Here is a 24540-nt window from a genome sequence, read left to right as displayed (position 1 = left end):
CCTTATTGATTTTGGAAGCTCACGCTACTTTTTTCGGCAAATGCGCGCGTCGCCTGCTGGCAATCCTGAGTGGCGGACATTAATCCAGCCAGTAACTGGTGCGGGTAATCGGCGTGTTTATTTTCCAGCGCCAGAATCAGTTGCTTAATATGTGCCAGCGCCACCGGACCGCATTTTTCCAGCTGCGCTAACTGATTCGCCATCCAGCTTTCCACCTGTTCTTTTTCTACCACTTCATCAATTAAATTCGCCGCCTGAGCTTCCTGCGCCGTCAGGCGTTTACCCAGCATCAGCATCTGGCGACCGACCACCGGACCGACCTGATTAAGCACGCGTTCAATGCCCATCCAGCCAGGCACCATGCCGAGCATTACTTCCGGATTAGAGAATTTCGCGCCGGGGCGAGCAATACGAATATCGCAGCACAAGGCAAGTTCAATACCACCGCCGATGGTATGACCGTTGAGATTCGCAACCGTTAATTGAGGTAAATTGCGCAGGCGATTAAAAACGTCATTGCCGCGTTTAATCCATTTTCTGCCCATATCTAATGGCGAATAGGCTGACCACGATTTAATATCGCCGCCCGCACAAAAGAATTTATCGCCGGTTGCCGTTAATTCGACTAATCGTAATGTGGTGTCGTTTTCAATTTCATTTAAATAATGGTCGAGAGATTCGATCATTTCTTCATTAATAGCATGACATTTATCTTCACGGTTCAATGTCAGGCGGCAAGAAGCCGCCGCTCTGCTGAACAGAACGGGTTGGTCACTCATGATCATTCCTTAGCAATAATGCGCGATGCGATCGACGCTAATATCCAGCGTGCTGTTAATATCTTTTTGCCACCAGTACGGCGAGAATATTTCCAGTTCCACAGCACCGTTAAATCCGGCATTTTCTACCTGGCGACGAATAGACGGAATATTGATTACGCCATCTCCCGGCATTCCCCGGTCATTGACTAAATCGGTGGTTGGCACCAGCCAGTCGGAAACATGAAACGCGAGGATGCGCTTTCCGGCACGCAGGATCTGACTGGCGAGATCCGGGTCCCACCAGACGTGATAAACATCCACCGCCACGCCGAGGCCAAACTCCCCATCGGGATCGAGTTCATCACACCAGTCCAGCGCCTGACGTAACGTGCACAGGCAAGAGCGATCGGCGGCGGTCATCGGGTGTAGCGGCTCCAGCGCAATTGGTACGCCGACATCTTTCGAATGTGGCAGCAACTGGCGAATCCCTTGTTTCACCTGTTCCCGCGCTTCGTACAGATCTTTTGTTCCCATTGGCAGACCGCCAACCACCTGCATATAACAGGCGGCGTTCAGTACAGCGGCGTCGTCCAGCGCCCGGCGGTTATCATCAATCGCCAGTTTGCGTTCCGTCAGCGTCGGCGCGGTGTAATAGGTGCTACGACACAAACCGGAAACGCTCATGTTATTGGCAGCAAGCTGGCGGGCGATTTGCTGGAGATCTTCACCCTGTAACTCCCTGCGCCAGGGGGCAATCGCGCCAATACCGCGTGCGGCGCAGGCATCAATAATGGCAGGTAGCGGCGTTTTATAGCCCAGTGTCGCAGTATTGATACTGAATAAATCCGGGCGTTGTAACAGATCTCTCATGATTCAGCCTCAGAAGCGCGGCATACTTAAGCCGCCGTCGATGGCGACCGCCTGACCACAGGTGTAAATCAGTTTGCCTTCCGCCATCGCGCGGACCGTTGAGGCAATATCAGCCGGATAACCCCAACGTCCCCACGGCACTAACCCCTTAGCAATCAGTTCGTCGTAATAAGCCGTTGCCGGAATGGTCATATCGGTTTTGATTAGGCCAGGGCGCACTTCATAAACGCCAATTTGTTCATTGCAAAGGCGAGCGGCAAACAGACGAGCTGCGGCGGAGACGGCAGTTTTGGCAATGGTATATTCGCCGCGATTCATCGCCAGCATGATGGCGTTTATGGAACTGACAAAAATAATCGAGCGGTGCGGCAGTTCTGCTTCCGGTTTCGGCTGTGCCAGTAATCGCTTACTGAATGCCTGAGCAAGGAAGAACGGCGCACGGGTGTTAATGGCAATGTTTTGGTCGAAGCTGTCTGGTTCGAGGTCGAGGAGGTCACCGCGTTTTTTCACTGAAATCCCGGCGTTGTTGAGTAGACAGTCCAGACGTCCCCACTGGTTTTGCGCTGCGTCGAGCATCTCTTCATGCAGGGAGAGATCGCCCACATCAGCAGGGAAGCAAATCACTTCCACGCCTTCCGCCAGACATTCTTGTTGTGTGGCATGTAATTTTTCTACGCTATCGGCATCCGGACGATCATTAATCAGCAGATTAAATCCGCCACGCGCAAGCTCCAGCGCACAGCCCTTTCCAATACCACGTGCGGCTCCAGTGATGACAGCAACAGGACGTGTTGGCTTCATACGTTAATCCTCTTTTTTTGAATTTTTCTTAAGTGACGATTAGCGTGCAATGTGCGGCAAGAAAGATCAACCATCTAGTTGGTTGTAGTGTGATTGCAGTCACGTTATTTTTTATAATACAGTGAAATATAATGATATTTTTTCTTTCTAGTGCTAAGGTTAGATCAGGTTAAGATAGTCATCACGAAGAAGACGTGGGGAAGCGGAATGTATCTTGATACCAGCAACGTACAAAGCCTGAAGGAAAAGCTGTTGTTATGTGCGGTTAATGAATTTGCCGAATATGGTTACGAAGGGGCCAGAGTCGATAATATCGTCAAGGCCGCGGAGTGCAGTAAACAGACGGTTTATCATCACTTTGGTAATAAAGAAAATTTATTTATCGAAGTGCTGGAATATACCTGGAATGATATTCGGCAAAAAGAAAAATCCCTTGATTTCTCAGGTATTCCGCCACAAAAAGCCATTGAGAAAATTATCGATTTCACCTGGGATTATTACATTGCTAACCCCTGGTTTTTAAAAATTGTGCATAGTGAAAACCAGAGTAAAGGGGTGCATTATGCAAAATCACAGCGCCTTTTAGAAATTAACCACGCACACTTACAGTTAATGGAGTCATTATTAGCTGAAGGCAAACGGCGCAATATTTTTAAGCCAGATATCGACCCGTTGCAGGTGAATATTAATATTGCTGCTCTTGGAGGATATTATTTGATCAACCAACATACGCTTGGCCTGGTTTATCACATCAGTATGGTTTCACCGCAGGCACTGGAAGCCAGGCGTAAGGTCATCAAAGAGACGATCCTTAGCTGGCTTCTGGTTGACCCTTCATCTACCGCGCGCGAATAAAACTGCCATCCGGCTGGCGGGTAAACAGAACCTGTTGATTATTTCCCGTATCAATGGTTAAGCCCGTCACCACGCCGCTGGCGTTCTGGCGGATTTTCACCATCTGCCCATTTTGCAAATTACTCAGTGGCTTATCCGCGCCTTCTACCTGCGCCATTGCATAGACATCGGTAGCGGGCAGTCCGTGGTCGCGGAACAGCTGCGCCATTGTTTTACCGGGTTCGACACGATAAGAGCGCCATTGATTGTCAATTCCGCTATCTGGCTGGAAAGGTTGCACTTGCGAGGTTTGCGGCTGCTCTTCCGGTTGGCCTTCCTGTATCGGTTCTGGAGCGACCGGAGCCACCTGATCAGGATCATTTTGTGGTGTGACTAGCTGCGCCCGCAGCTGTTCTTCTGTCGGCGGTTGTGATTGCGACTGAATATCTAACTGCGCTTCACGCGTCACCACCGGCGCGTTGGGCGTATCATCAGATGGAAGCAGAAATCCGACCACCAATACAATGGCGGCAATAATGATCCCCCGACGATGCATCGGCGGCAGCGGGTCCATGAAGCGAAAATTGTCCGGCGCGTGCCAGACTTTCTCCAGGGTTGGTTTTAGTTCAAAGCGCCCGGGCATGGTTTCCTCCTGCTCCGCGTCTTGTTCCTCAATCATAGCCTATGAATAAGCTAACGCTATGATGTCCGTGGTAAACCCGCCTTTATTATATTCATACGGGATATTGCTATTGTTTCTTTTTCCCCGGGATTTGTCATCATTCCCGCGACAAAGTTTTACCCAAAGAAGTGTGGCTGATATGCTGCCCGCTACTTTATACCCTAAGAAAGGAAATACGATGACCACCCCAACTTTTGACACCATCGAAGCGCAAGCAAGCTACGGCATTGGTTTGCAGGTAGGGCAACAACTGAGTGAATCTGGCCTGGAAGGGCTGCTGCCAGAAGCACTGGTTGCAGGCATTGCCGATGCGCTGGAAGGCAAACATCCGGCTGTTCCGGTTGATGTGGTGCACCGCGCGCTGCGTGAAATCCACGAACGCGCAGATGCCGTTCGTCGTCAGCGTTTCCAGGCGATGGCTGCTGAAGGTGTGAAATACCTGGAAGAAAACGCCAAAAAAGAAGGTGTGAATAGCACCGAATCTGGCCTGCAATTCCGCGTGATCAACCAGGGTGCAGGCGCAATTCCGGCACGTACCGACCGCGTTCGTGTTCATTACACCGGAAAACTGATCGACGGCACCGTGTTTGACAGCTCCGTCGCTCGCGGCGAGCCAGCTGAATTCCCGGTTAACGGCGTGATCCCTGGCTGGATTGAAGCACTGACTCTGATGCCGGTAGGTTCTAAATGGGAACTGACTATCCCGCAGGAACTGGCCTATGGCGAGCGTGGCGCAGGCGCGTCCATCCCTCCGTTCAGCACCCTGGTGTTTGAAGTCGAACTGCTGGAAATCCTCTAAGCAGCGCATTCTGTTCCCCTCGAGCCAGAGGGGAGCAGGCATTCAGCAATAAACCCTTCAGTTTGCCAAATGGCGCTATTTTGTGTTGCAAAGACCACGTAAGCGTGTATTTTTGTGAGCTGTTTCGCGTTATCACCGTGATATGACACTCACTTTAAACATAAAATTAACATTAGATCTAAATCTTAGTATTCATCCCGCGTATTGTTACCTAATATCGATGAGTCCCGATACAGATTCGTCGTATCATAGACTGACTAAAGGCCGCAGAGCCTGAACAACACAGACAGGTACAGGAAGAAAAAAACATGGTAGATCAGGTAAAAGTCGTTGCCGATGATCAGGCTCCGGCTGAACAGTCGCTACGGCGCAATCTCACAAACCGACATATTCAGCTTATTGCCATTGGTGGGGCCATTGGTACGGGGTTGTTTATGGGGTCCGGTAAAACAATCAGCCTTGCCGGACCGTCGATCATCTTCGTTTATATGATCATCGGTTTTATGCTCTTTTTCGTGATGCGGGCAATGGGGGAATTGCTGCTTTCGAATCTGGAATACAAATCTTTTAGTGACTTCGCTTCCGATTTACTGGGGCCATGGGCGGGATATTTCACTGGCTGGACCTACTGGTTCTGCTGGGTGGTTACCGGTATGGCGGACGTGGTGGCCATCACTGCCTATGCTCAGTTCTGGTTCCCCGATCTCTCCGACTGGGTCGCCTCGCTGGCGGTGATAGTGCTGCTGCTGACGCTTAACCTCGCCACCGTGAAAATGTTCGGTGAGATGGAGTTCTGGTTTGCGATGATCAAAATTGTCGCCATCGTGTCACTGATTGTCGTCGGCCTGGTCATGGTGGCGATGCACTTTCAGTCACCGACCGGTGTGGAAGCGTCATTCGCGCATTTGTGGAATGACGGCGGCTGGTTCCCGAAAGGTTTAAGTGGCTTCTTTGCCGGATTCCAGATAGCGGTTTTCGCTTTCGTGGGGATTGAGCTGGTCGGTACAACCGCTGCGGAAACGAAAGATCCGGAGAAATCACTGCCACGCGCGATTAACTCCATTCCGATCCGTATCATTATGTTCTACGTCTTCGCGCTGATTGTGATTATGTCCGTGACGCCGTGGAGTTCAGTAGTCCCGGAGAAAAGCCCGTTTGTTGAATTGTTTGTGTTGGTGGGTTTGCCTGCGGCTGCCAGCGTAATCAACTTTGTGGTGCTGACCTCTGCGGCGTCTTCCGCTAACAGCGGCGTCTTCTCTACCAGCCGTATGCTGTTTGGTCTGGCCCAGGAAGGTGTTGCGCCGAAAGCGTTCGCTAAACTTTCTAAGCGCGCCGTACCCGCGAAAGGGCTGACCTTCTCTTGTATCTGTCTGCTTGGCGGCGTGGTGATGTTGTATGTGAATCCAAGTGTAATTGGCGCGTTCACGATGATCACGACTGTTTCCGCGATTCTGTTTATGTTCGTCTGGACGATTATCCTTTGCTCATACCTGGTGTATCGCAAACAGCGTCCGCACCTGCATGAGAAGTCTATCTACAAGATGCCGCTCGGCAAGCTGATGTGCTGGGTATGTATGGCGTTCTTTGTGTTCGTGGTCGTGCTGCTGACACTGGAAGATGACACTCGCCAGGCGCTGCTGGTTACCCCGCTGTGGTTTATCGCGCTGGGGCTGGGCTGGTTGTTTATTGGTAAGAAGCGGGCTGCTGAACTGCGGAAATAACCGCATTATCATGCTGGATGGCGCAATGCCATCCAGCTTTTAGATCACTCACCCGCCAGCGCGCGCGGGAACAGCACATTGTTTTCCAGACTGATGTGCTCCATCAGGTCATCAATCAGTTCATTAATACCGTTATACATCGCTTTCCAGGTGGTGCAGGCTTCCGGCGGCGGTGTGACGTTATTGGTAGTGTGTTTGATTACTTCCAGCAGTTCACCCGCTTCATCGTGCTCGCTTTCCATTACGCTAATTGGCCCCATCGCCTGGCTACCCATGCCTTGTTTGATCATCGGGAAGAGGATCTGCTCTTCTTTCATCATGTGGCTGGAAAGCTCTTCATGCAGCATGGTCAGGTATTTTGTCAGCCCTTTTGGCACGCTCGGTTTGTCGGCGTGAACGCGTTCGACTTTAGTCGCTTGCATAATCAGTTCCGGCAGTTGTTCACGGTGACGATCGTGGTAGCGCACGATGATATGGTCGATGATTTCCGCCAGTGGGGCGCTACGCCAGTCTTTCTCAATCGGTTGTTCAGCAAGCTTTGCCAGTTCGGCTTCAATGACGTCAACATCCAGTTCTTTACGTGCCGCCGCACGCGCCAGCGTTTGCTTACCGCCGCAGCAGTAATCCATATCATATTGACGAAACAGAGCCGAAGCGCGAGGAATAGAGAGCGCCAGTTCACCTAAAGGTTGGTCGCGATAAGCCATAGCTGATACCTCATTCTTAATAATATAAGATGTATTTTAAATGCATCTTTAAGGCAAATGCTATAACCCTTACGTAGCAGAGGCTTATTTAACTCACTGCCAGCGTGTCAACTTTCTGAGACAGATTCAGTTAAAGGCTTTTCCGGTTTGGCTCTGACCGCAATGACCACGCCAATCACTAACAGCGCGATACCGCTCAGCGTCATTAGCGGCGGCATTTGCTGGCGGAGTAAAAAGGTGTACAGCAAACCTGCCAGCGTTTCGAAAACAATCAACGGTCCGAGGATAACCGTCGGTAATCGCTGGCTGGCGACGTTCCAGCAGAGTGCGCCAACCCATGAGCAAAGCACGGCTATCGCAATCATCAGACTAATAAACACCAGCGGACGGGGGCCAAAAGATAGGGAGAAGTCCGGCGTTTGCGTATTCAGCCAGTAACAGGCGACAAGATAACCGATGAGCGAAACCGGCAGCGTGACCAGCGCCTGCGCCGTCGCCCACATCATCGGATGTTTGTCTGGGTTTTCCCGCAGCCAGCGGGCGTTGCGCAGGGCATACCATGCCCAGCAGACCACGGAAACTAACGCCAGCACGATGCCAGAGGTATAACGTGCCCAGTCAAAATCGGGGAGTCCGTGGTTTAACTCAGCAATATTCACACACGCCAGGCCGATGCCAATACAAACCAGTGCCGGGGCGAGTTTTCCCCACGCGAGTTTGCCGTCGCGCTGCCTATAAAGCAGATTGGCAAAAACGGGAATCACCACCGGCAGGGTGCCAATAATCATCGTGGAAACAGGCGCGCCAGTACGTTGAATGGCACTGGCAAGGCAGAAGTAATAGATGAGGTTGCCCATCATGGTGAGCATCAAGGCGGTAAGCCAGTCGCGACGCGCCAACTGACGCAGACGCACGCGTCCCAGCCAGGCAATGGGCAGCGCAATTAGCCCTAACGCCAGATAACGCCCCATCGACTGCAACATCGCCGGGTATTCCGGCACGATCAACGGCCCGACAAATATAAGCCCCCACATCAACCCTGCTAACAGGGCGTACAGCACGCCGCTAATCATTTCTGGCATCCATTGATCTGTCAGAAGAAATATTCTGGGAACAACCGTAGTCGTTCCCCGCATCCCGTCATTATCAGAGAGGATACGGGAGGATGCCACTTTAATTAACTAGTTATTAACATTAAAAAGATGGCTTACGCTCTCGGCTAATGTTGTCGTTGGACGGCCAATCAATTTGCTCAGCGTTTTGCTGTCATCAAACAGACCGCCTTTCGATGCGCCAACGTCAGAATCTGCCAGCATATCCGCCAGCCCGTCAGGCAGACCGACGCTTTTCAGCGCCGCGGCGAAATCAGCTTCGCTCAGGTTTTGATAGGTAACCTGTTTGCCGCTCTGTTTGGTGAGTTCCGCCGCTAACTGTGTCAGTGTCCAGGCGCTATCACCTGCCAGTTCATAAACCTTGCCTTCGTGACCTGCTTCGCTAATTACGCGCGCCGCAGCTACCGCATAATCAGCTCGCGTAGCTGAGGCAATTTTGCCATCGCCCGCGGCACCGATAAATACGCCGTGCTCCAGTGCTGCCGGGGCGCTGGCGAGATAGTTTTCGGTGTACCAGCCGTTGCGCAGCAAGGTGTAAGCGATGCCAGAAACAGCCAGCATTTTCTCCGTCTCGATGTGCTCATCGGCGAGGCCGAGCGGGGAGGTATCAGCATGTAGCAGGCTGGTATAAGCGATAAATTTCACGCCCGCCGCCTTAGCGGCATTAATAACATTTCGATGCTGCGTGGCACGTTGACCCACTTCGCTGGAAGAGATCAGCAGTAGTTTTTCCACTCCCTGAAGCGCAGATGTTAGTGCGGCTTCATCGCCGTAGTCAGCCTGACGTACAGTAATGCCTTGCGCGCTCAATGCCTGTGCTTTTGCCGGGTTACGTGCGATAGCCACTATTTGGCTGGCAGGAACGGTTTTCAGTAAGGAGTTAATAACATGGTGACCAAGTTGGCCGGTTGCGCCGGTAATTGCGATCATGGGAAGCCTCCATCGGTTTGTCTTGTGTTTAAATACGCTACCACCTAAACTTACTTTTAGTAAGTACGTACAAAAAGGTAAGTATGAATGAGCCAGGCTAGCCTGTCGCAACAACTGAAAGAGGGTAACCTCTTCGCCGAACAGTGCCCGTCGCGCGAGGTGTTGAAACACGTCACCAGCCGTTGGGGGGTATTGATTCTGGTCGCGCTTCGCGAAGGTACGCACCGTTTTAGCGACCTGCGCCGCAAGATGGGTGGGGTGAGTGAAAAGATGCTTGCGCAGTCGTTACAGGCGTTAGAGCAGGATGGGTTTCTTAACCGTATCTCTTATCCGGTGGTGCCGCCGCATGTGGAATACAGCCTCACGCCGCTGGGCGAGCAGGTGAGCGAAAAGGTTGCTGCACTGGCGGACTGGATTGAGTTGAATTTGCCCGAGGTGTTGGCAGTGCGGGATGAACGTGCGGCATAACAGCCGGATGCGCTGCGCTTATTCGGCCTACGGTTCATGACCTGTAGGGCGGATAAGATGCAGCAGCACCGCATCCGCCAATAAATGCCGGATGCGGTTCATATTTATAGACGGGAAAAGTGTTTTACTTACTCAAATCCACCTGATAAATCGCAAAGCCGATATCATCGGTCGCGACTTTATTCATCGGATACTGCCCTTTCTCTTTAATAAACGCTGCGGCTTTGTCTGACGGAGAGGTTTCGAAACGGATATCCAGTTTCTTATCGCCGGGAATCGGTGCTAAACGCCAGTTGTTATCTGCCGCCGGGTGAATTTCCCCCGCACGCTTCGACTCATCTGCAATCCACGCTGCCAGCACCGAGCGGTTCTCATCCGGTGAAGCAAAAGCGATATGGCTATCGCCCGTACCTGCAAATTTGCCGCCGTAAGCGCGATAGTTATTGGTGGCAACGAGGAACATCGCGTTCGGATCAATCGGCTTGCCGTTAAAGGTCAGGTTCTTAATCCTTTCCGCATTGGCATTAACCACCTGGCACTCGCCGTCATAGCGGGCGGGCTGAGTAACATCAATCTGATAATTCACACCATCAATGACGTCAAAGTTATAGGTGCGGAAACTATCCCAGTTGATGAGTGACTGCGGTTTCGTGCTGTTAGGATCAATCTGGTTAAACTGTCCGGCGGAGCACTCCAGCCACTCTTTCACCTCTTTACCGCTGGCTTTCACCACAATCAGCGTATTGGGATAGAGATAAAGATCGGCAGCATTACGGAAAGTCAGCTGACCTTTTTCCACCTCCACATAGCTTGCCGGATCATTTTTGCGACCACCGACTTTAAACGGTGCGGCAGCTGAAAGCACCGGCAGTTTTGCCAGATCCGGATCGCCCTGAATGTAATGTTCGACATACGCTTTTTGTGCATTATTCACCACCTGCACGGTCGGATCGTCCTGCACCAGCGCCAAATAGCTATACATATTGTCGGCAGATTTACCGATTGGTTTGCTGACAAACTGGCGTGTGGCGTTGTGATCGGCTTTAAGTGTTTCTACCAGCTTGCTGTCTTCCGCCGCGAGGGATTTTTTATTGGCGATATCGTAAATTGGCCGTGCTTCCGCTTTCGCCTGCGTCACCTGCCATTTTCCGCTGTCATTATTGAGTTGCAGATCGACCACGCCGAGATGATCGCCCCACATGCCCGGCATTACCGCCGGAACGCCGTTCAGCGTGCCTTTGGCGATATCAGCCCCTTTGATATTCGCAAAATCTTTACTCGGGAAGACGGCGTGAGCATGGCCAAACATAATGGCATCAACGCCCGGAATTTCACTGAGGTAATAAACTGAGTTTTCTGCCATCACTTTATACGGATCGGCAGAGAGACCAGAATGCGCCAAAACGACAACGAGATCGGCACCTTTCTCGCGCATTTCAGGTACGTACTTGCGCACAGTTTCCGTTATATCGTTAACGGTGACTTTGCCAGATAAATTAGCTTTATCCCATCCCATAATCTGCGGCGGTACGACGCCAATATAGCCAATCTTCAGCGTCTGTTTTTTTCCGTCTTTATCGACCACTTCGGTGTCTTTAATCAAATACGGTGTAAACATGGGCTGTTTGGTTTTAGCGTCAATGACGTTGGCGTTTACATAAGGGAATTTCGCTCCTGCCAGTGCATTTTTCAGGTAATCCAGACCGTAGTTAAACTCGTGGTTACCGAGTGTGCCGACGGTATAGTCCAGCGTATTCAATGCCTTATAGACCGGATGAATATCTCCGGCTTTTAATCCTTTCGCCGACATGTAATCGGCCAGCGGACTCCCCTGAATCAAATCGCCATTATCGACCAGTACGCTGTTTTTCACTTCATTGCGGGCATCGTTAATCAGGCTTGCCGTACGTACCAGTCCGAATTTTTCCGTGGCGGTGTCTTTGTAATAATCGAAATCCATCATGTTGCTATGCAAATCAGTGGTTTCCATGATACGCAGATCGACCGTCGCTGCATTCACACTCGCGGCAATCAGCGTGGCCAGGAGCGTTGCGCTAAACTTAATCATCAGGGACATCCTTTTATCATCGGGAATTCGAAAGAAAAGGGAGAATAAACCTCTTACTTTTAGAACAGTGAAGAATGCCACAATTTAACGCTTTGAAAATGATGACACTATCACAGTTGGCGCATTCTTTAACGATAGGGTATAAGTAAAACAATAAGTTAACACCGCTCACAGAGACGAGGTGGAGAAATGTTAGATCAAGTATGCCAGCTTGCACGGAATGCAGGCGATGCCATTATGCAGGTCTACGACGGGACGAAACCGATGGACGTCGTCAGCAAAGCGGACAATTCTCCGGTAACGGCAGCGGATATTGCCGCACACACCGTTATCATGGACGGTTTACGTACGCTGACACCGGATATTCCGGTCCTTTCTGAAGAAGATCCTCCCGGTTGGGAAGTCCGTCAACACTGGCAGCGTTACTGGCTGGTAGACCCGCTGGATGGTACTAAAGAGTTTATTAAACGTAATGGTGAATTCACCGTTAATATTGCGCTCATCGACCACGGCAAACCGATTTTAGGTGTGGTGTATGCGCCGGTAATGAACGTAATGTACAGCGCGGCAGACGGCAAAGCCTGGAAAGAAGAGTGCGGTGTACGCAAGCAGATTCAGGTCCGCGATGCGCGCCCGCCGCTGGTGGTGATCAGCCGTTCCCATGCGGATGCGGAGCTGAAAGAGTATCTGCAACAGCTTGGCGAACATCAAACCACGTCTATCGGCTCTTCGCTGAAATTCTGCCTGGTGGCGGAAGGGCAGGCGCAGCTTTACCCGCGTTTCGGGCCAACCAATATTTGGGACACCGCCGCCGGTCACGCAGTTGCGGCAGCGGCCGGAGCGCACGTTCACGACTGGCAGGGTAAACCGCTGGATTATACCCCGCGCGAGTCGTTCCTGAATCCTGGGTTCAGAGTCTCTATTTATTAAATATATATGGCAGAAACAGTGTATTTCCTGATTCTGCCATCCTGATTTGTTTCCAACCTAAAAAGTTATAGATATAAAGGGATTGTATTTAAAGTGTAAATATTCTAACGCTAATGAGTTATATCTTAATAATGAGCATTTTTTGATAGTTTACTTCTTTAACAAGATATTTAATGGCGACATAGAATAACCAAATATAATAAGGTTGTCATATGTTACCCAAGATTAGACACAATAATTTTTTTGGTGCAGTGGAGTTATTTGTAAAGTCATCGCATACAAAAATACATTCAAATAATTTCTTTAATAATATTCAGCATGCATTTAAGAAAAGGGATTGGATTTCGAATTATGATAGTCTGTTAATTTTAAGGGAGTTCTTTCTTAGAGCAACACAGATCGATAAAAATAGTTATCAGGTGCTTTCATTAAAAGATGAAACCGTTCACTCCATGGATAATTTTCTTATCAGCTTCCGCCTTAAAGATAACGGTGCCGAATATACAATGACATTGCGAGGCACTGGATTTGAATACGAAGAAATCCCTATAACAATAAATGAGTATAACTCATTTATAGACTTTAAAAACCGTGAATTTCCACTAGCACAAAATAGAAGATTGTATGCCTATGATATTTTGCAGAAAAAACAGTCTGACATACCTGAAAGGATTAACGGTTATTTTCGGAAGGCGGTGGGTAACTTATCTTACGATTCTGCTTATTTGGAGAATGTAGTAAGCAAATTAAAACGGGGTAAATTTGAACTTGAAGGGCCAGGAGGTAGCATTAAAGAATGTGAAGGATGGTATTTTTGCGAGAAAATAAATAATGGAAATTATGCCATGGTCATAGAATCTTTGGGCTTTGCTCTTAAAATCTATGGAGGGGATGAGGAACTTCGAACTGGCTCTTATATTTTTTTGCAGGGTGAAGATTACTCTCTTATTTATAATTTTCTGGTTAATGCAGGTTACCAACAAGTGGAAATAACCGAGCAAGTGGAAGCGATTGTAAGTGCAAATCTGGCCGCAAACGGTAATTATACCGAAGAAAAGATTCACAAGAAATATAAATCTACCATTGAAGCGTTTAAAAAAGAGGTAAAACCGTTAAACGCGAATAAGGGTTATTGATACTAGTATGAGTTCGGCGTAAAAACTCAGAGACTTAATTCCCCTATCCCATATATATCGATAGGGGAAATTTATTTTTCCAGAATTTATGTTATTAACATTATTTGAGCAACTTTTGCAGCAGGTTCATCACTTGCTGCACCTCTTCCTGAGTGAGCGCACCGTCTTTGGCCCATTGCACTCGACCGTCTTTGTCCAGCACCGCTACAGCGGAACTTTCTTCATCTAGCTGCCAGGCACCGCGCGCGATGCCATTGCTATCGACAATAAACTGCGACCAGGGATAAAGCTTTTTATTACTCTCCAGACTGCTGCGCACAAACATGCCAGAACCCGGAATCGCGTCGTCGGTGTTCACAATGGTGGTGGTCTGGTAACGATCGTGCGGTAACTTTGCTGATTTAATCGCTTCAATCAGCGTCGCGTTTTTCTCTTTTGCAGAGGTGCGACCAGCAATATGTTGCAGTACTCGCACTTTTCCCACTAACTGCGCGCTGTTCCAGGTTTTGTAGCTAAACTGATCTTTATCAAGCACCAACTCGCCCCGATCGGTAATGCCTATCGGTGGCACTCGTTGACCGGTTTCAAACTGATGTGCGGAAGCCATCATCGGCAACAGCAGGCAGGTGAGTGCCAGAATCTTACGTAGGGTCATGGTGTATCCTTCTTATGATATGCAGGTGATCCGACCACTTGGGGTCTGAATTTTAATCATATGTGCTATTTATCGAATTTCCCGCAAGTGTGATGCCAGTTTGCGGTCAAGCGCACAAATCATATGAAAAATGAATGCTTATACTGAAGACCGCGCTTCGGTAAAAAGATAATTCTGAATAATTGTAACCTTTAGGTAAAAAAAGTTATACGCGGTGGAAACATTACCCGGATAGTCTATAGTCACTAAGCATTAAAATTTGCGCCTCATAATAGTTGGGCCGATTGTGGCACCGCAAAGGCGTAATACTCAGCAGGAGATAACAATGAAAATTTTCCAACGGTACAACCCACTGCAGGTGGCGAAGTACGTAAAGATCCTGTTCCGTGGACGGTTATACATCAAGGACGTTGGCGCTTTTGAATTTGATAAGGGTAAGATTCTTATCCCAAAAGTGAAGGATAAGCTGCATTTGTCAGTGATGTCCGAAGTTAACCGTCAGGTTATGCGTCTGCAAACAGAGATGGCTTAACCAAAGTGCTATGCAGTAAATAAGACGGCTCCTGATTCAGGAGCCGTTGATGTTTCTTGGGGTTACGCGACGTTTTCTTCTTTATCTTTAACGTCAGGCAGTTTGGGCGAAAGGGCGGTGGCCTTGCTGTCGATCCGCGTTACCAGCAACTGGTCGATGCGGTAGTTATCGATATCCACCACTTCAAATTTGTAGCCGGCGAATTTCACCGAGTCGGTGCGTTTCGGGATTTTACGCAGCATAAACATCATAAAGCCGCCGATGGTTTCGTAGTTGCCTGACTGCGGGAACTCATCAATATCCAGCACACGCATTACGTCGTCAATCGGGGTGCCGCCATCAATCAACCATGAGTTCTCATCACGGGCGACAATCTGCTCTTCCAGTCCCTGACCGACCAGATCGCCCATTAGTGTGGTCATTACGTCGTTGAGGGTGATGATCCCAACGACCAGCGCGTACTCGTTCATGATCACCGCGAAGTCTTCACCCGCAGTTTTAAAACTTTCCAATGCCTCTGAAAGGGTTAATGTATCCGGCACAATCAGTGTGTTGCGAATTTGTACGCCGCTGTTCAGTGCCAGGCTTTGGTTAGCCAGCACGCGGTTCAGCAGGTCTTTAGAATCGACATAGCCGATGATGTGGTCAATATCTTCATTACAGACGAGAAATTTCGAGTGCGGATGTTCCGCCACCTTATTCTTCAGACTTTGCTCATCTTCGTGGAGATCAAACCAAATCACGTTTTCACGCGGTGTCATTGACGACGGAACGGTACGGGATTCCAGCTCAAAGACGTTTTCTATCAGCTCGTGTTCCTGTTTACGTAACACGCCCGCCAGTGCACCTGCTTCCACAACTGCATAGATGTCATCAGAAGTGATGTCATCTTTACGTACCATTGGCAGTTTAAAGATACGGAAGATCATGTTCGCCAGGCCGTTGAAGAACCACACCAACGGGGTGCAAACGTACAGGCAGAAGCGCATCGGGTTGATGATACGCAAAGCCACCGCTTCTGGCGCAATCATACCGATGCGTTTCGGAGTTAAATCCGCAAACAGGATAAACATGCCAGTTACTAACGAGAAAGAGAGAATAAAGCTCAGTTGCTCAGAGAGTTCCGCCGACATATAGCGGGAGAACAGGCTGTGAAAAGCTGGAGAAAACGCCGCATCACCGACAATACCGCCGAGAATCGCCACTGCGTTAAGACCGATTTGTACCACGGTAAAGAACATGCCAGGATTTTCTTGCATATTCAGAACGCGTTGGGCATTTATATTGCCTTCATCAGCCAGCAGTTTTAGTTTGATTTTGCGTGAAGCGGCAAGTGAGATCTCGGACATCGAGAAGAACGCACTTACAGCGATCAAGCAGAGTATGACAAAAATACTGTTTAACATATCTTATCCGACCTTTCAGGCCAGATCCTCGGAAGGGGAAGTTGATTAATTTGTGTGAAATACACATTGAAAGCCGATTCGAAGAAAGTGAACCGGCATTTTCAGTGGCTAGTATAGCGTAAGGTACTGTAAAGTCGCCAGAGGGTTAAAATTCAGACGACTGATAAATGCAAAACTGCCTGATGCGCTATGCTGTTCAGGCCTACGAAGTCTCTGCAATACATTGAATTTTGAGGGTTTTGTAGGCCTGGCAAGGCGTTTACGCCGCATCCGGCATAAACAAAGCTCACTTTATCAACAATCTGAGTTTGTAACCGTAACGCTATGCTTCCGGCGGCAGACAGACGCCAATTCCGCCAATTCCACAGTAACCATATGGGTTTTTATGCAGATATTGCTGGTGGTCATCTTCGGCATAATAAAATGGTGAGGCGTTAGCGATTTCCGTGGTGATGTGACGATCGTCATCGGCGGCAAGCATCGCCGCCTGAAAACGCTCCAGACTGGCACGAGCGGCGGCATCCTGTTCTGGGGTCAGCGGATAAATCGCTGAACGATACTGCGTGCCGTGGTCATTGCCCTGACGCATTCCCTGGGCGGGATCGTGATTCTCCCAAAATACTTGTAGCAACTGCTCATAGCTGATGACGGAAGGATCGTAAACAATGCGCACCGCTTCGGCATGACCAGTATCACCGGAGCACACTTCCCGATAAGTGGGGTTTGGCGTATATCCGCCGGTGTAACCTGCGGCGGTGCTGTAAACGCCGGGTAACTGCCAGAACAGACGCTCCACACCCCAGAAACAACCCATCGCAAAAATGGCAATCTCCATTCCGTCAGGTACATTGGTCATTGAGTGACCATTGACCGCATGCAGCGTGGCTACGGGCATCGGGGTGTTACGTCCAGGCAGGGCATCGGCGGGGGAAACCAGATGCTTTTTATCAAATAAACTCATGGTGTCGCTCTCCCGAAAATCGGTCATTGGGGTTAAGGTTGTAACAAGAGACGTATTTGCACACAATAACCACCGTGAATAGGTCTAAAGTAAAACATAAGAAATATTTGGGGTTTAGTCTGCTTTTTAATCCATATTACTGGATTTTTGTTAAGCCGTTTAACGGCGTTCCAGGGGCAGGAATAAAGGATATTCAGGAGAAAATGTGCGCTATATCCGACAGTTATGCTGTGTAAGCTTACTCTGCTTAAGCGGATCTGCCTTCGCCGCGAACGTCCGTCTACAGGTCGAAGGGTTATCGGGACAACTGGAAAAGAACGTTCGTGCACAGCTTTCAACAATTGAAAGTGATGAAGTGACGCCAGACCGTCGCTTTCGCGCACGCGTCGATGATGCCATCCGCGAAGGTCTGAAAGCGCTGGGTTATTACCAGCCGACCATTGAATTTGATCTCCGTCCACCGCCAAAGAAAGGGCGGCAGGTATTGATCGCCAAAGTCACGCCAGGCGTGCCGGTGTTAATTGGCGGCACCGATGTGGTATTGCGCGGCGGCGCGCGGACCGATAAAGACTATTTGAAATTGCTCGATACTCGCCCGGCTATTGGTACGGTACTGAACCAGGGCGATTATGAAAATTTCAAAAAGTCCTTAACCAGCATTGCGTTGCGTAAAGGTTATTTCGATAGCGAATTTACCAAAGCGCAGCTGGGCATTGCGCTTGGCCTGCATAAAGCCTTCTGGGATATTGATTATAACAGTGGCGAACGTTATCGCTTTGGGCATGTGACCTTTGAAGGATCACAAATCCGCGATGAATACTTGCAAAATCTGGTGCCGTTTAAAGAGGGCGATGAGTACGAGTCGAAAGATCTCGCGGAACTGAACCGCCGACTTTCTGCTACCGGCTGGTTTAACTCGGTGGTGGTGGCACCACAATTTGATAAAGCGCGCGAAACGAAAGTATTACCGTTGACGGGCGTGGTTTCGCCGCGCACAGAAAACACCATCGAAACCGGGGTCGGTTACTCTACAGACGTGGGACCGCGCGTGAAAGCGACGTGGAAAAAACCATGGATGAACTCTTACGGTCACAGTCTGACCACCAGCACCAGTATTTCTGCACCGGAACAGATCCTCGACTTCAGCTATAAAATGCCGCTGCTGAAGAACCCGCTGGAACAATATTATTTGGTGCAGGGCGGTTTTAAGCGCACTGACCTGAACGATACCGAGTCTGACTCCACGACGCTGGTGGCTTCTCGCTACTGGGATCTTTCCAGCGGCTGGCAGCGTGCCATTAACCTGCGCTGGAGTCTCGACCACTTTACCCAGGGTGAAATTACCAACACCACGATGCTGTTTTATCCGGGGGTGATGATTAGCCGCACGCGTTCTCGTGGTGGCCTGATGCCAACCTGGGGCGACTCGCAACGTTACTCTATCGACTACTCCAACACGGCCTGGGGCTCGGATGTCGATTTCTCCGTTTTCCAGGCGCAGAACGTCTGGATCCGCACACTGTACGATCGCCATCGTTTTGTGACACGCGGCACGCTGGGCTGGATTGAAACGGGTGATTTCGACAAAGTACCGCCGGATCTGCGTTTCTTCGCCGGGGGCGACCGCAGTATTCGTGGCTACAAATACAAATCTATCGCCCCGAAATACGCCAACGGTGACCTGAAAGGGGCATCGAAGTTGATAACCGGATCGCTGGAGTACCAGTACAACGTGACCGGAAAATGGTGGGGCGCGGTGTTTGTCGATAGTGGCGAAGCGGTAAGCGATATTCGCCGCAGCGACTTTAAAACCGGTACCGGGGTTGGCGTGCGCTGGGAATCGCCGGTCGGGCCAATCAAACTCGATTTTGCCGTACCGGTCGCGGATAAAGACGAACACGGGTTACAGTTTTACATCGGTCTGGGGCCAGAATTATGAGTTTATGGAAAAAAATCAGCCTCGGCGTGGTTATCGTTATCTTACTGTTGCTGGGATCGGTGGCGTTTCTGGTGGGCACCACCAGCGGCCTGCATCTGGTATTTAAAGCGGCGGATCGCTGGGTGCCAGGACTGGATATTGGCAAGGTCACCGGCGGCTGGCGCGATCTCACCTTGTCTGACGTTCGTTATGAGCAGCCAGGCGTGGCGGTAAAAGCGGGCAATCTCCATCTGGCGGTCGGGCTTGAGTGCCTGTGGAACAGTAGCGTTTGTATTAATGACCTGGCGCTGAAAGACATTCAGGTCAACATCGACAGTAAAAAAATGCCCCCTTCTGAACAGGTTGAAGAAGAGGAAGATAGCGGGCCGCTGGATCTCTCCACGCCGTATCCCATCACCCTGACGCGGGTGGCGCTGGATAACGTCAACATCAAGATTGATGACACCACGGTATCGGTGATGGATTTCACCTCCGCCCTGAACTGGCAGGAGAAAACCCTGACCCTGAAACCGACATCACTGAAAGGTTTATTGATTGCTCTGCCGAAAGTGGCGGAAGTAGCGCAGGAAGAGGTCGTCGAACCGAAGATTGAAAATCCGCAGCCGGATGAAAAACCGCTCGGCGAAACGCTGAAAGATCTCTTTTCTCGCCCGGTATTGCCGGAAATGACTGACGTGCATTTGCCGCTCAACCTGAATATTGAAGAGTTTAAGGGCGAGCAGTTGCGCGTGACAGGCGACACGGACATCACCGTGAGCACCATGCTGCTGAAAGTGAGCAGCATCGACGGTAATACCAAACTGGACGCCCTGGATATCGACTCCAGTCAAGGGATCGTCAACGCCAGCGGCACGGCGCAGCTATCAGACAACTGGCCGGTGGATATCACCCTCAACAGCACACTGAACGTGGAGCCGTTGAAAGGTGAAAAGGTGAAGCTGAAAGTGGGCGGCGCGCTGCGCGAACAGCTGGAGATAGGCGTTAACCTTTCCGGTCCGGTGGATATGGATTTACGCGCCCAGACGCGACTGGCAGAAGCCGGATTGCCACTCAACGTGGAAGTGAACAGCAAACAGCTTTACTGGCCGTTCACTGGTGAGAAGCAGTATCAGGCGGATGATCTGAAACTGAAACTCACCGGTAAAATGACCGATTACACGCTCTCTATGCGCACGGCAGTGAAGGGACAGGAGATCCCGCCAGCCACCATTACCCTTGATGCCAAAGGTAATGAACAGCAGGTCAATCTCGACAAACTTACCGTCGCGGCGCTGGAAGGGAAAACTGAACTCAAGGCGTTGCTCGACTGGCAGCAGGCAATTAGCTGGCGCGGTGAGCTAACGCTTAACGGCATTAACACCGCCAAAGAGTTCCCGGAGTGGCCGTCGAAACTCAATGGTCTGATTAAAACCCGCGGTAGCCTGTACGGCGGCACCTGGCAGATGGACGTGCCGGAGTTGAAGCTGACCGGTAACGTCAAACAGAACAAAGTGAACGTTGACGGCACGCTGAAAGGCAACAGTTACATGCAGTGGACCATCCCTGGGTTGCATCTGGAACTGGGGCCAAACAGTGCCGAAGTGAAAGGTGAACTGGGGGTAAAAGATCTCAATCTTGATGCTACCATCAACGCGCCGGGGCTGGATAACGCGCTGCCGGGGCTTGGCGGTACAGCGAAAGGGCTGGTGAAAGTACGCGGCACGGTGGAGGCACCGCAGCTGCTGGCCGATATCACCGCGCGCGGCCTGCGCTGGCAGGAACTTTCCGTGGCGCAGGTTCGTGTGGAAGGCGATATCAAATCCACCGACCAGATTGCGGGTAAACTTGACGTACGCGTTGAGCAAATCTCGCAGCCGGATGTAAATATCAACCTCGTCACCCTCAATGCCAAAGGTAGCGAAAAACAGCACGAGCTACAGTTGCGGATTCAGGGCGAACCGGTTTCCGGACAGCTTAATCTGGCAGGAAGTTTTGATCGCAAAGAAGAACGCTGGAAGGGAACACTTAGCAATACCCGCTTCCAGACGCCAGTCGGCCCGTGGTCGCTGACCCGCGATATTGCGCTGGATTATCGCAACAAGGAGCAAAAAATCAGCATCGGGCCACACTGCTGGCTTAACCCGAATGCGGAACTGTGCGTGCCGCAAACCATTGATGCCGGGGCTGAAGGGCGTGCGGTGGTGAATCTCAACCGCTTCGACCTGGCCATGCTGAAACCGTTTATGCCAGAAACCACTCAGGCCAGCGGTATCTTCACGGGTAAAGCGGATGTCGCCTGGGACACCACCAAAGAGGGACTGCCGCAGGGCAGTATCACACTTTCGGGGCGTAACGTGCAGGTAACGCAAACCGTCAACGATGCGGCGCTGCCCGTGGCGTTTCAGACGCTGAATCTGACAGCGGAGTTGCGTAACAACCGTGCCGAACTGGGCTGGACCATCCGCCTGACCAATAACGGCCAGTTTGATGGTCAGGTGCAGGTGACCGATCAGCAAGGCCGCCGTAATCTTGGTGGCAACGTTAATATCCGTAACTTCAACCTTGCGATGATAAATCCCATCTTTACCCGTGGGGAAAAAGCAGCGGGGATGGTGAGTGCCAACTTGCGTCTGGGGGGTGATGTACAAAGCCCGCAGTTGTTTGGTCAGCTCCAGGTTACGGGTGTGGATATCGACGGCAACTTTATGCCGTTTGATATGCAACCGAGCCAGCTTGCGGTCAACTTTAACGGTATGCGCTCGACGCTTGCTGGTACTGTGCGGACCCAACAGGGAGAAATCTACCTGAGCGGTGACGCCGACTGGAGCCAGATTGAAAACTGGCGGGCGAGGGTAACCGCGAAAGGCAGTAAGGTACGGATCACCGTGCCGCCGATGGTTCGAATGGATGTATCCCCAGATGTTGTATTCGAGGCTACACCAAACCTGTTTACTCTCGACGGTCGCGTGGATGTCCCTTGGGCGCGCATTGTGGTGCATGAGCTGCCGGAAAGCGCGGTGGGCGTTTCCAGCGATGTGGTGATGCTTAACGATAACCTGCAACCGGAAGAGCCGAAAACGGCGTCGATTCCGATTAACAGCAACCTGATTGTCCACGTTGGCAACAATGTGCGCATTGACGCCTTCGGCCTGAAAGCGCGGCTGACGGGCGATCTCAACGTCGTACAGGACAAACAAGGACTGGGCCTGAACGGGCAGATCAACATCCCTGAAGGTCGCTTCCATGCCTATGGTCAGGATCTGATTGTGCGTAAGGGTGAGCTACTGTTCTCTGGTCCGCCGGATCAACCGTATCTTAATATCGAAGCTATTCGTAACCCGGATGCTACAGAAGACGACGTAATCGCCGGAGTTCGCGTCACTGGTCTGGCGGACGAACCGAAAGCGGAGATCTTCTCTGACCCGGCGATGTCGCAACAGGCCGCGCTTTCCTACCTGTTACGTGGACAAGGGTTGGAGAGCGATCAGAGTGACAGTGCGGCGATGACCTCAATGCTGATTGGTCTGGGGGTTGCACAAAGTGGTCAGATTGTGGGTAAAATCGGCGAGACGTTTGGCGTAAGCAATTTAGCGCTCGACACAGAGGGAGTAGGCGACTCCTCCCAGGTGGTGGTCAGCGGCTATGTATTGCCAGGTCTGCAAGTGAAATACGGCGTGGGTATATTTGACTCAATAGCAACACTCACGTTACGTTATCGCCTGATGCCTAAGCTATATCTGGAAGCCGTGTCTGGTGTAGACCAGGCACTGGATTTGCTCTATCAGTTCGAGTTTTAGCAATGCGAATATTTGTCTACGGCAGTTTACGCCACAAACAAGGCAACAGTCACTGGATGACCAATGCCCAGTTACTGGGCGATTTCAGTATCGATAACTACCAGTTGTATAGCCTGGGCCACTATCCAGGCGCAGTTCCGGGGAACGGAACAGTACACGGTGAAGTTTATCGTATTGACAACGCCACGCTGGCCGAACTTGATGCCTTGCGCACCAGGGGCGGTGAATACGCGCGCCAGTTGATTCAGACGCCGTACGGGAGTGCATGGATGTACGTTTATCAACGACCCGTCGATGGATTAAAGCTAATTGAAAGCGGCGACTGGTTAGACAGGGATAAGTAATAATAAAAGCACGCCACCTTCGGGTGGCGTTGTTTTATGCGATGTATCTCGCGATTTTTTTTGTAACTTCCCCATCTTTAGCTTTTCTCTCCGAGCCGCTTTCCATATCCGTAAACGCATAAAAAACTCTGCTGGCGTTCACAATTACGTAGGGGTAAAACGGGGGCATGCTTTGAACGGTGAGAATGAGTGAGGTCGGCTAATTTCCAGCAAGCGGCTATGAACAGCAAAATGGTGGTCGTGTTTGCTTGTTCTTACCGTTCAAGCCTTGCAAGCGCTGAGAATAATGATAGGGGAATAGAGAGTTTATTTATCGCGGGCATAAAAAACCCTTACTAACCGAAGCCCGGCGTTCAGGGTTATGGCACTAGAAGAACTTATTTATTCTTTGCGCGCTCGAAGGAGGCAACGATTTCAGCTTTAGCGGCTTCTGCGTTTTCCCAGCCTTCAACTTTCACCCACTTGCCTTTTTCGAGGTCTTTGTAGTGCTCGAAGAAGTGAGCGATCTGTGCTTTCAGCAGTTCAGGCAGATCGTTAACGTCTTTGATGTGATCGTATTCTTTGCTCAGCTTGGTGTGCGGAACAGCAATCAGTTTCGCATCTTCACCGGCTTCGTCGGTCATTTTCAGAACGCCAACCGGACGGCAGCGAATCACGGAACCTGGCTGCAGCGGGTACGGAGTCGGGACCAGTACGTCAACCGGGTCACCGTCCAGAGACAGGGTGTGGTTGATGTAACCGTAGTTGCACGGATAGAACATCGCAGTGGACATGAAGCGGTCAACGAACAGTGCGCCGCTCTCTTTGTCGATTTCGTATTTGATCGGATCTGCGTTAGCCGGGATCTCAATAACAACGTAGATGTCTTCCGGCAGATCTTTACCCGCAGGGACGTTGAGTAAGCTCATGTCTGTTTCCTTTAAAAATATGTGGCAAACAAGTGCCGAGTATTATAGCCAACTCGCGCCGAATGTCTTCGCTTGTTTTCGTCTTCATTTTCCTTTTTCGCCAGTTTTAAGAAGGTTTACAGAGCAGGAAAATCCATAACCGTAGCCGCATTTTTCATAGTGAGATGAAAGCGATTACAAACTTGTGATTAACGTTTTAT

The 24540-nt window shown here is 50.5% G+C and carries 22 protein-coding genes; 10 read left to right on the top strand and 12 right to left on the bottom strand.

Going from position 1 to position 24540, the window contains the following annotated elements:
* Positions 1-2: 2 nt before the first annotated feature.
* Genes HEN33_RS05750 through HEN33_RS05740 form a run of 3 tightly spaced genes read right to left on the bottom strand, consistent with a single transcriptional unit; the run spans position 3 to position 2432 of the window.
* Positions 3-779 (bottom strand): enoyl-CoA hydratase/isomerase family protein, encoded by a 777-nt coding sequence (locus HEN33_RS05750; RefSeq protein ID WP_001283548.1) that lies wholly within the window; start codon positions 777-779, stop codon positions 3-5.
* 9 nt (positions 780-788) lie between these two features.
* Positions 789-1631, bottom strand: a complete 843-nt coding sequence (locus HEN33_RS05745) for a sugar phosphate isomerase/epimerase family protein (protein ID WP_088541517.1) — start codon at positions 1629-1631, stop codon at positions 789-791.
* 9 nt (positions 1632-1640) lie between these two features.
* Complete coding sequence (locus HEN33_RS05740; RefSeq protein WP_176263554.1) at positions 1641-2432, bottom strand: 3-ketoacyl-ACP reductase; 792 nt, start codon at positions 2430-2432, stop codon at positions 1641-1643.
* A 207-nt stretch (positions 2433-2639) separates the two neighbouring features.
* Between HEN33_RS05740 and HEN33_RS05735 the strand changes: the two genes are divergently transcribed.
* On the top strand, positions 2640-3287 hold the full coding sequence (locus tag HEN33_RS05735) for a TetR/AcrR family transcriptional regulator (protein ID WP_176263555.1): 648 nt from the start codon (positions 2640-2642) through the stop codon (positions 3285-3287).
* Here HEN33_RS05735 and ytfB read toward each other — a convergent pair.
* The gene (ytfB, locus tag HEN33_RS05730; RefSeq protein WP_001119472.1) at positions 3271-3909 is read right to left on the bottom strand and encodes a cell division protein YtfB; all 639 of its coding nucleotides are present in this window, start codon (positions 3907-3909) and stop codon (positions 3271-3273) included. The genes HEN33_RS05735 and ytfB overlap by 17 nt on opposite strands.
* Positions 3910-4126: 217 nt before the next feature.
* Between ytfB and fklB the strand changes: the two genes are divergently transcribed.
* The gene (fklB, locus tag HEN33_RS05725) at positions 4127-4747 is read left to right on the top strand and encodes an FKBP-type peptidyl-prolyl cis-trans isomerase (RefSeq protein WP_088541516.1); all 621 of its coding nucleotides are present in this window, start codon (positions 4127-4129) and stop codon (positions 4745-4747) included.
* 308 nt (positions 4748-5055) lie between these two features.
* Positions 5056-6468, top strand: coding sequence for a D-serine/D-alanine/glycine transporter (gene cycA, locus HEN33_RS05720; protein ID WP_000228346.1), 1413 nt, complete (start codon positions 5056-5058; stop codon positions 6466-6468).
* A 44-nt stretch (positions 6469-6512) separates the two neighbouring features.
* Here cycA and ytfE read toward each other — a convergent pair whose 3' ends face one another.
* The 3 genes from ytfE to qorB form a co-directional block, all read right to left on the bottom strand.
* Positions 6513-7175 carry an iron-sulfur cluster repair protein YtfE gene (gene ytfE, locus HEN33_RS05715; RefSeq protein WP_176263556.1) on the bottom strand — a complete coding sequence of 221 codons (663 nt, stop codon included), beginning with the start codon at positions 7173-7175 and terminating at the stop codon, positions 6513-6515.
* A gap of 107 nt (positions 7176-7282) precedes the next feature.
* Complete coding sequence (locus tag HEN33_RS05710; protein ID WP_176263559.1) at positions 7283-8248, bottom strand: DMT family transporter; 966 nt, start codon at positions 8246-8248, stop codon at positions 7283-7285.
* Between the two features lie 108 nt (positions 8249-8356).
* Positions 8357-9217 (bottom strand): NAD(P)H:quinone oxidoreductase, encoded by an 861-nt coding sequence (gene qorB / locus HEN33_RS05705; RefSeq protein WP_176263557.1) that lies wholly within the window; start codon positions 9215-9217, stop codon positions 8357-8359.
* An 87-nt stretch (positions 9218-9304) separates the two neighbouring features.
* On the opposite strand from qorB, the gene HEN33_RS05700 reads away from it, so the two are divergent.
* Entirely contained in the window at positions 9305-9685 is a 381-nt protein-coding gene (locus tag HEN33_RS05700) for a winged helix-turn-helix transcriptional regulator (RefSeq protein WP_000075980.1), read from the top strand.
* A 124-nt stretch (positions 9686-9809) separates the two neighbouring features.
* On the opposite strand, the gene cpdB is transcribed toward HEN33_RS05700, so the two are convergent.
* A complete protein-coding gene (gene cpdB, locus HEN33_RS05695) occupies positions 9810-11753 on the bottom strand; it encodes a 2',3'-cyclic-nucleotide 2'-phosphodiesterase (protein ID WP_176263558.1) in 1944 nt (647 codons plus the stop codon).
* Between the two features lie 189 nt (positions 11754-11942).
* On the opposite strand from cpdB, the gene cysQ reads away from it, so the two are divergent.
* Both cysQ and HEN33_RS05685 read left to right on the top strand, forming a co-directional pair.
* On the top strand, positions 11943-12683 hold the full coding sequence (gene cysQ, locus HEN33_RS05690) for a 3'(2'),5'-bisphosphate nucleotidase CysQ (RefSeq protein ID WP_000886904.1): 741 nt from the start codon (positions 11943-11945) through the stop codon (positions 12681-12683).
* A gap of 212 nt (positions 12684-12895) precedes the next feature.
* Positions 12896-13819 (top strand): hypothetical protein, encoded by a 924-nt coding sequence (locus HEN33_RS05685; RefSeq protein WP_183083421.1) that lies wholly within the window; start codon positions 12896-12898, stop codon positions 13817-13819.
* Positions 13820-13919: 100 nt separating this feature from the next.
* Here HEN33_RS05685 and HEN33_RS05680 read toward each other — a convergent pair whose 3' ends face one another.
* Positions 13920-14474, bottom strand: coding sequence for a YtfJ family protein (locus tag HEN33_RS05680; RefSeq protein WP_000175278.1), 555 nt, complete (start codon positions 14472-14474; stop codon positions 13920-13922).
* Between the two features lie 325 nt (positions 14475-14799).
* On the opposite strand from HEN33_RS05680, the gene HEN33_RS05675 reads away from it, so the two are divergent.
* Positions 14800-15006, top strand: a complete 207-nt coding sequence (locus tag HEN33_RS05675) for a DUF1107 domain-containing protein (protein WP_000689228.1) — start codon at positions 14800-14802, stop codon at positions 15004-15006.
* Between the two features lie 62 nt (positions 15007-15068).
* Here HEN33_RS05675 and HEN33_RS05670 read toward each other — a convergent pair whose 3' ends face one another.
* Positions 15069-16412: a hemolysin family protein gene (locus HEN33_RS05670; protein ID WP_000934983.1), complete on the bottom strand. Its 1344-nt coding sequence runs from the start codon at positions 16410-16412 to the stop codon at positions 15069-15071.
* A gap of 322 nt (positions 16413-16734) precedes the next feature.
* Positions 16735-17373 (bottom strand): peptide-methionine (S)-S-oxide reductase MsrA, encoded by a 639-nt coding sequence (msrA, locus tag HEN33_RS05665; protein WP_001355104.1) that lies wholly within the window; start codon positions 17371-17373, stop codon positions 16735-16737.
* A 205-nt stretch (positions 17374-17578) separates the two neighbouring features.
* Here msrA and tamA point away from each other — a divergent pair, with 205 nt between their 5' ends.
* From tamA to HEN33_RS05650, 3 genes are read left to right on the top strand one after another with little or no spacing between them, the layout of a single operon-like run.
* Positions 17579-19312 (top strand): autotransporter assembly complex protein TamA, encoded by a 1734-nt coding sequence (tamA, locus tag HEN33_RS05660; RefSeq protein ID WP_001269295.1) that lies wholly within the window; start codon positions 17579-17581, stop codon positions 19310-19312.
* A complete protein-coding gene (gene tamB / locus HEN33_RS05655) occupies positions 19309-23088 on the top strand; it encodes an autotransporter assembly complex protein TamB (RefSeq protein WP_176262776.1) in 3780 nt (1259 codons plus the stop codon). Before tamA ends, tamB begins: the two co-directional genes overlap by 4 nt.
* 2 nt (positions 23089-23090) lie before the next feature.
* Complete coding sequence (locus tag HEN33_RS05650) at positions 23091-23432, top strand: gamma-glutamylcyclotransferase family protein (protein WP_001219160.1); 342 nt, start codon at positions 23091-23093, stop codon at positions 23430-23432.
* A gap of 377 nt (positions 23433-23809) precedes the next feature.
* On the opposite strand, the gene ppa is transcribed toward HEN33_RS05650, so the two are convergent.
* Positions 23810-24340, bottom strand: a complete 531-nt coding sequence (gene ppa, locus HEN33_RS05645) for an inorganic diphosphatase (protein WP_000055072.1) — start codon at positions 24338-24340, stop codon at positions 23810-23812.
* Between the last annotated feature and the right edge of the window lie 200 nt (positions 24341-24540).

Origin of the sequence: Escherichia sp. 94.0001, from assembly GCF_013369155.2 — a bacterium.
Lineage (GTDB): Bacteria > Pseudomonadota > Gammaproteobacteria > Enterobacterales > Enterobacteriaceae > Escherichia > Escherichia coli_F.
Note: the sequence above shows the minus strand (reverse complement) of the source record. Positions and strands in the feature narration are given on the sequence as shown.

What these genes read in the sequence shown, in the direction of transcription:
- HEN33_RS05675 (WP_000689228.1), top strand. Translation starts at nt 14,800, where the DNA reads ATGAAAATTTTCCAACGGTACAACCCACTGCAGGTGGCGAAGTACGTA.
- HEN33_RS05735 (WP_176263555.1), top strand. Translation starts at nt 2,640, where the DNA reads ATGTATCTTGATACCAGCAACGTACAAAGCCTGAAGGAAAAGCTGTTG.
- HEN33_RS05710 (WP_176263559.1), bottom strand. Translation starts at nt 8,248, where the DNA reads ATGATTAGCGGCGTGCTGTACGCCCTGTTAGCAGGGTTGATGTGGGGG.
- HEN33_RS05670 (WP_000934983.1), bottom strand. Translation starts at nt 16,412, where the DNA reads ATGTTAAACAGTATTTTTGTCATACTCTGCTTGATCGCTGTAAGTGCG.
- qorB (WP_176263557.1), bottom strand. Translation starts at nt 9,217, where the DNA reads ATGATCGCAATTACCGGCGCAACCGGCCAACTTGGTCACCATGTTATT.
- HEN33_RS05750 (WP_001283548.1), bottom strand. Translation starts at nt 779, where the DNA reads ATGAGTGACCAACCCGTTCTGTTCAGCAGAGCGGCGGCTTCTTGCCGC.
- msrA (WP_001355104.1), bottom strand. Translation starts at nt 17,373, where the DNA reads ATGAGTTTATTTGATAAAAAGCATCTGGTTTCCCCCGCCGATGCCCTG.
- HEN33_RS05680 (WP_000175278.1), bottom strand. Translation starts at nt 14,474, where the DNA reads ATGACCCTACGTAAGATTCTGGCACTCACCTGCCTGCTGTTGCCGATG.
- cysQ (WP_000886904.1), top strand. Translation starts at nt 11,943, where the DNA reads ATGTTAGATCAAGTATGCCAGCTTGCACGGAATGCAGGCGATGCCATT.
- cycA (WP_000228346.1), top strand. Translation starts at nt 5,056, where the DNA reads ATGGTAGATCAGGTAAAAGTCGTTGCCGATGATCAGGCTCCGGCTGAA.
- ytfE (WP_176263556.1), bottom strand. Translation starts at nt 7,175, where the DNA reads ATGGCTTATCGCGACCAACCTTTAGGTGAACTGGCGCTCTCTATTCCT.
- tamB (WP_176262776.1), top strand. Translation starts at nt 19,309, where the DNA reads ATGAGTTTATGGAAAAAAATCAGCCTCGGCGTGGTTATCGTTATCTTA.
- fklB (WP_088541516.1), top strand. Translation starts at nt 4,127, where the DNA reads ATGACCACCCCAACTTTTGACACCATCGAAGCGCAAGCAAGCTACGGC.
- cpdB (WP_176263558.1), bottom strand. Translation starts at nt 11,753, where the DNA reads ATGATTAAGTTTAGCGCAACGCTCCTGGCCACGCTGATTGCCGCGAGT.
- HEN33_RS05700 (WP_000075980.1), top strand. Translation starts at nt 9,305, where the DNA reads ATGAGCCAGGCTAGCCTGTCGCAACAACTGAAAGAGGGTAACCTCTTC.
- HEN33_RS05685 (WP_183083421.1), top strand. Translation starts at nt 12,896, where the DNA reads ATGTTACCCAAGATTAGACACAATAATTTTTTTGGTGCAGTGGAGTTA.
- ppa (WP_000055072.1), bottom strand. Translation starts at nt 24,340, where the DNA reads ATGAGCTTACTCAACGTCCCTGCGGGTAAAGATCTGCCGGAAGACATC.
- HEN33_RS05740 (WP_176263554.1), bottom strand. Translation starts at nt 2,432, where the DNA reads ATGAAGCCAACACGTCCTGTTGCTGTCATCACTGGAGCCGCACGTGGT.
- HEN33_RS05650 (WP_001219160.1), top strand. Translation starts at nt 23,091, where the DNA reads ATGCGAATATTTGTCTACGGCAGTTTACGCCACAAACAAGGCAACAGT.
- HEN33_RS05745 (WP_088541517.1), bottom strand. Translation starts at nt 1,631, where the DNA reads ATGAGAGATCTGTTACAACGCCCGGATTTATTCAGTATCAATACTGCG.
- ytfB (WP_001119472.1), bottom strand. Translation starts at nt 3,909, where the DNA reads ATGCCCGGGCGCTTTGAACTAAAACCAACCCTGGAGAAAGTCTGGCAC.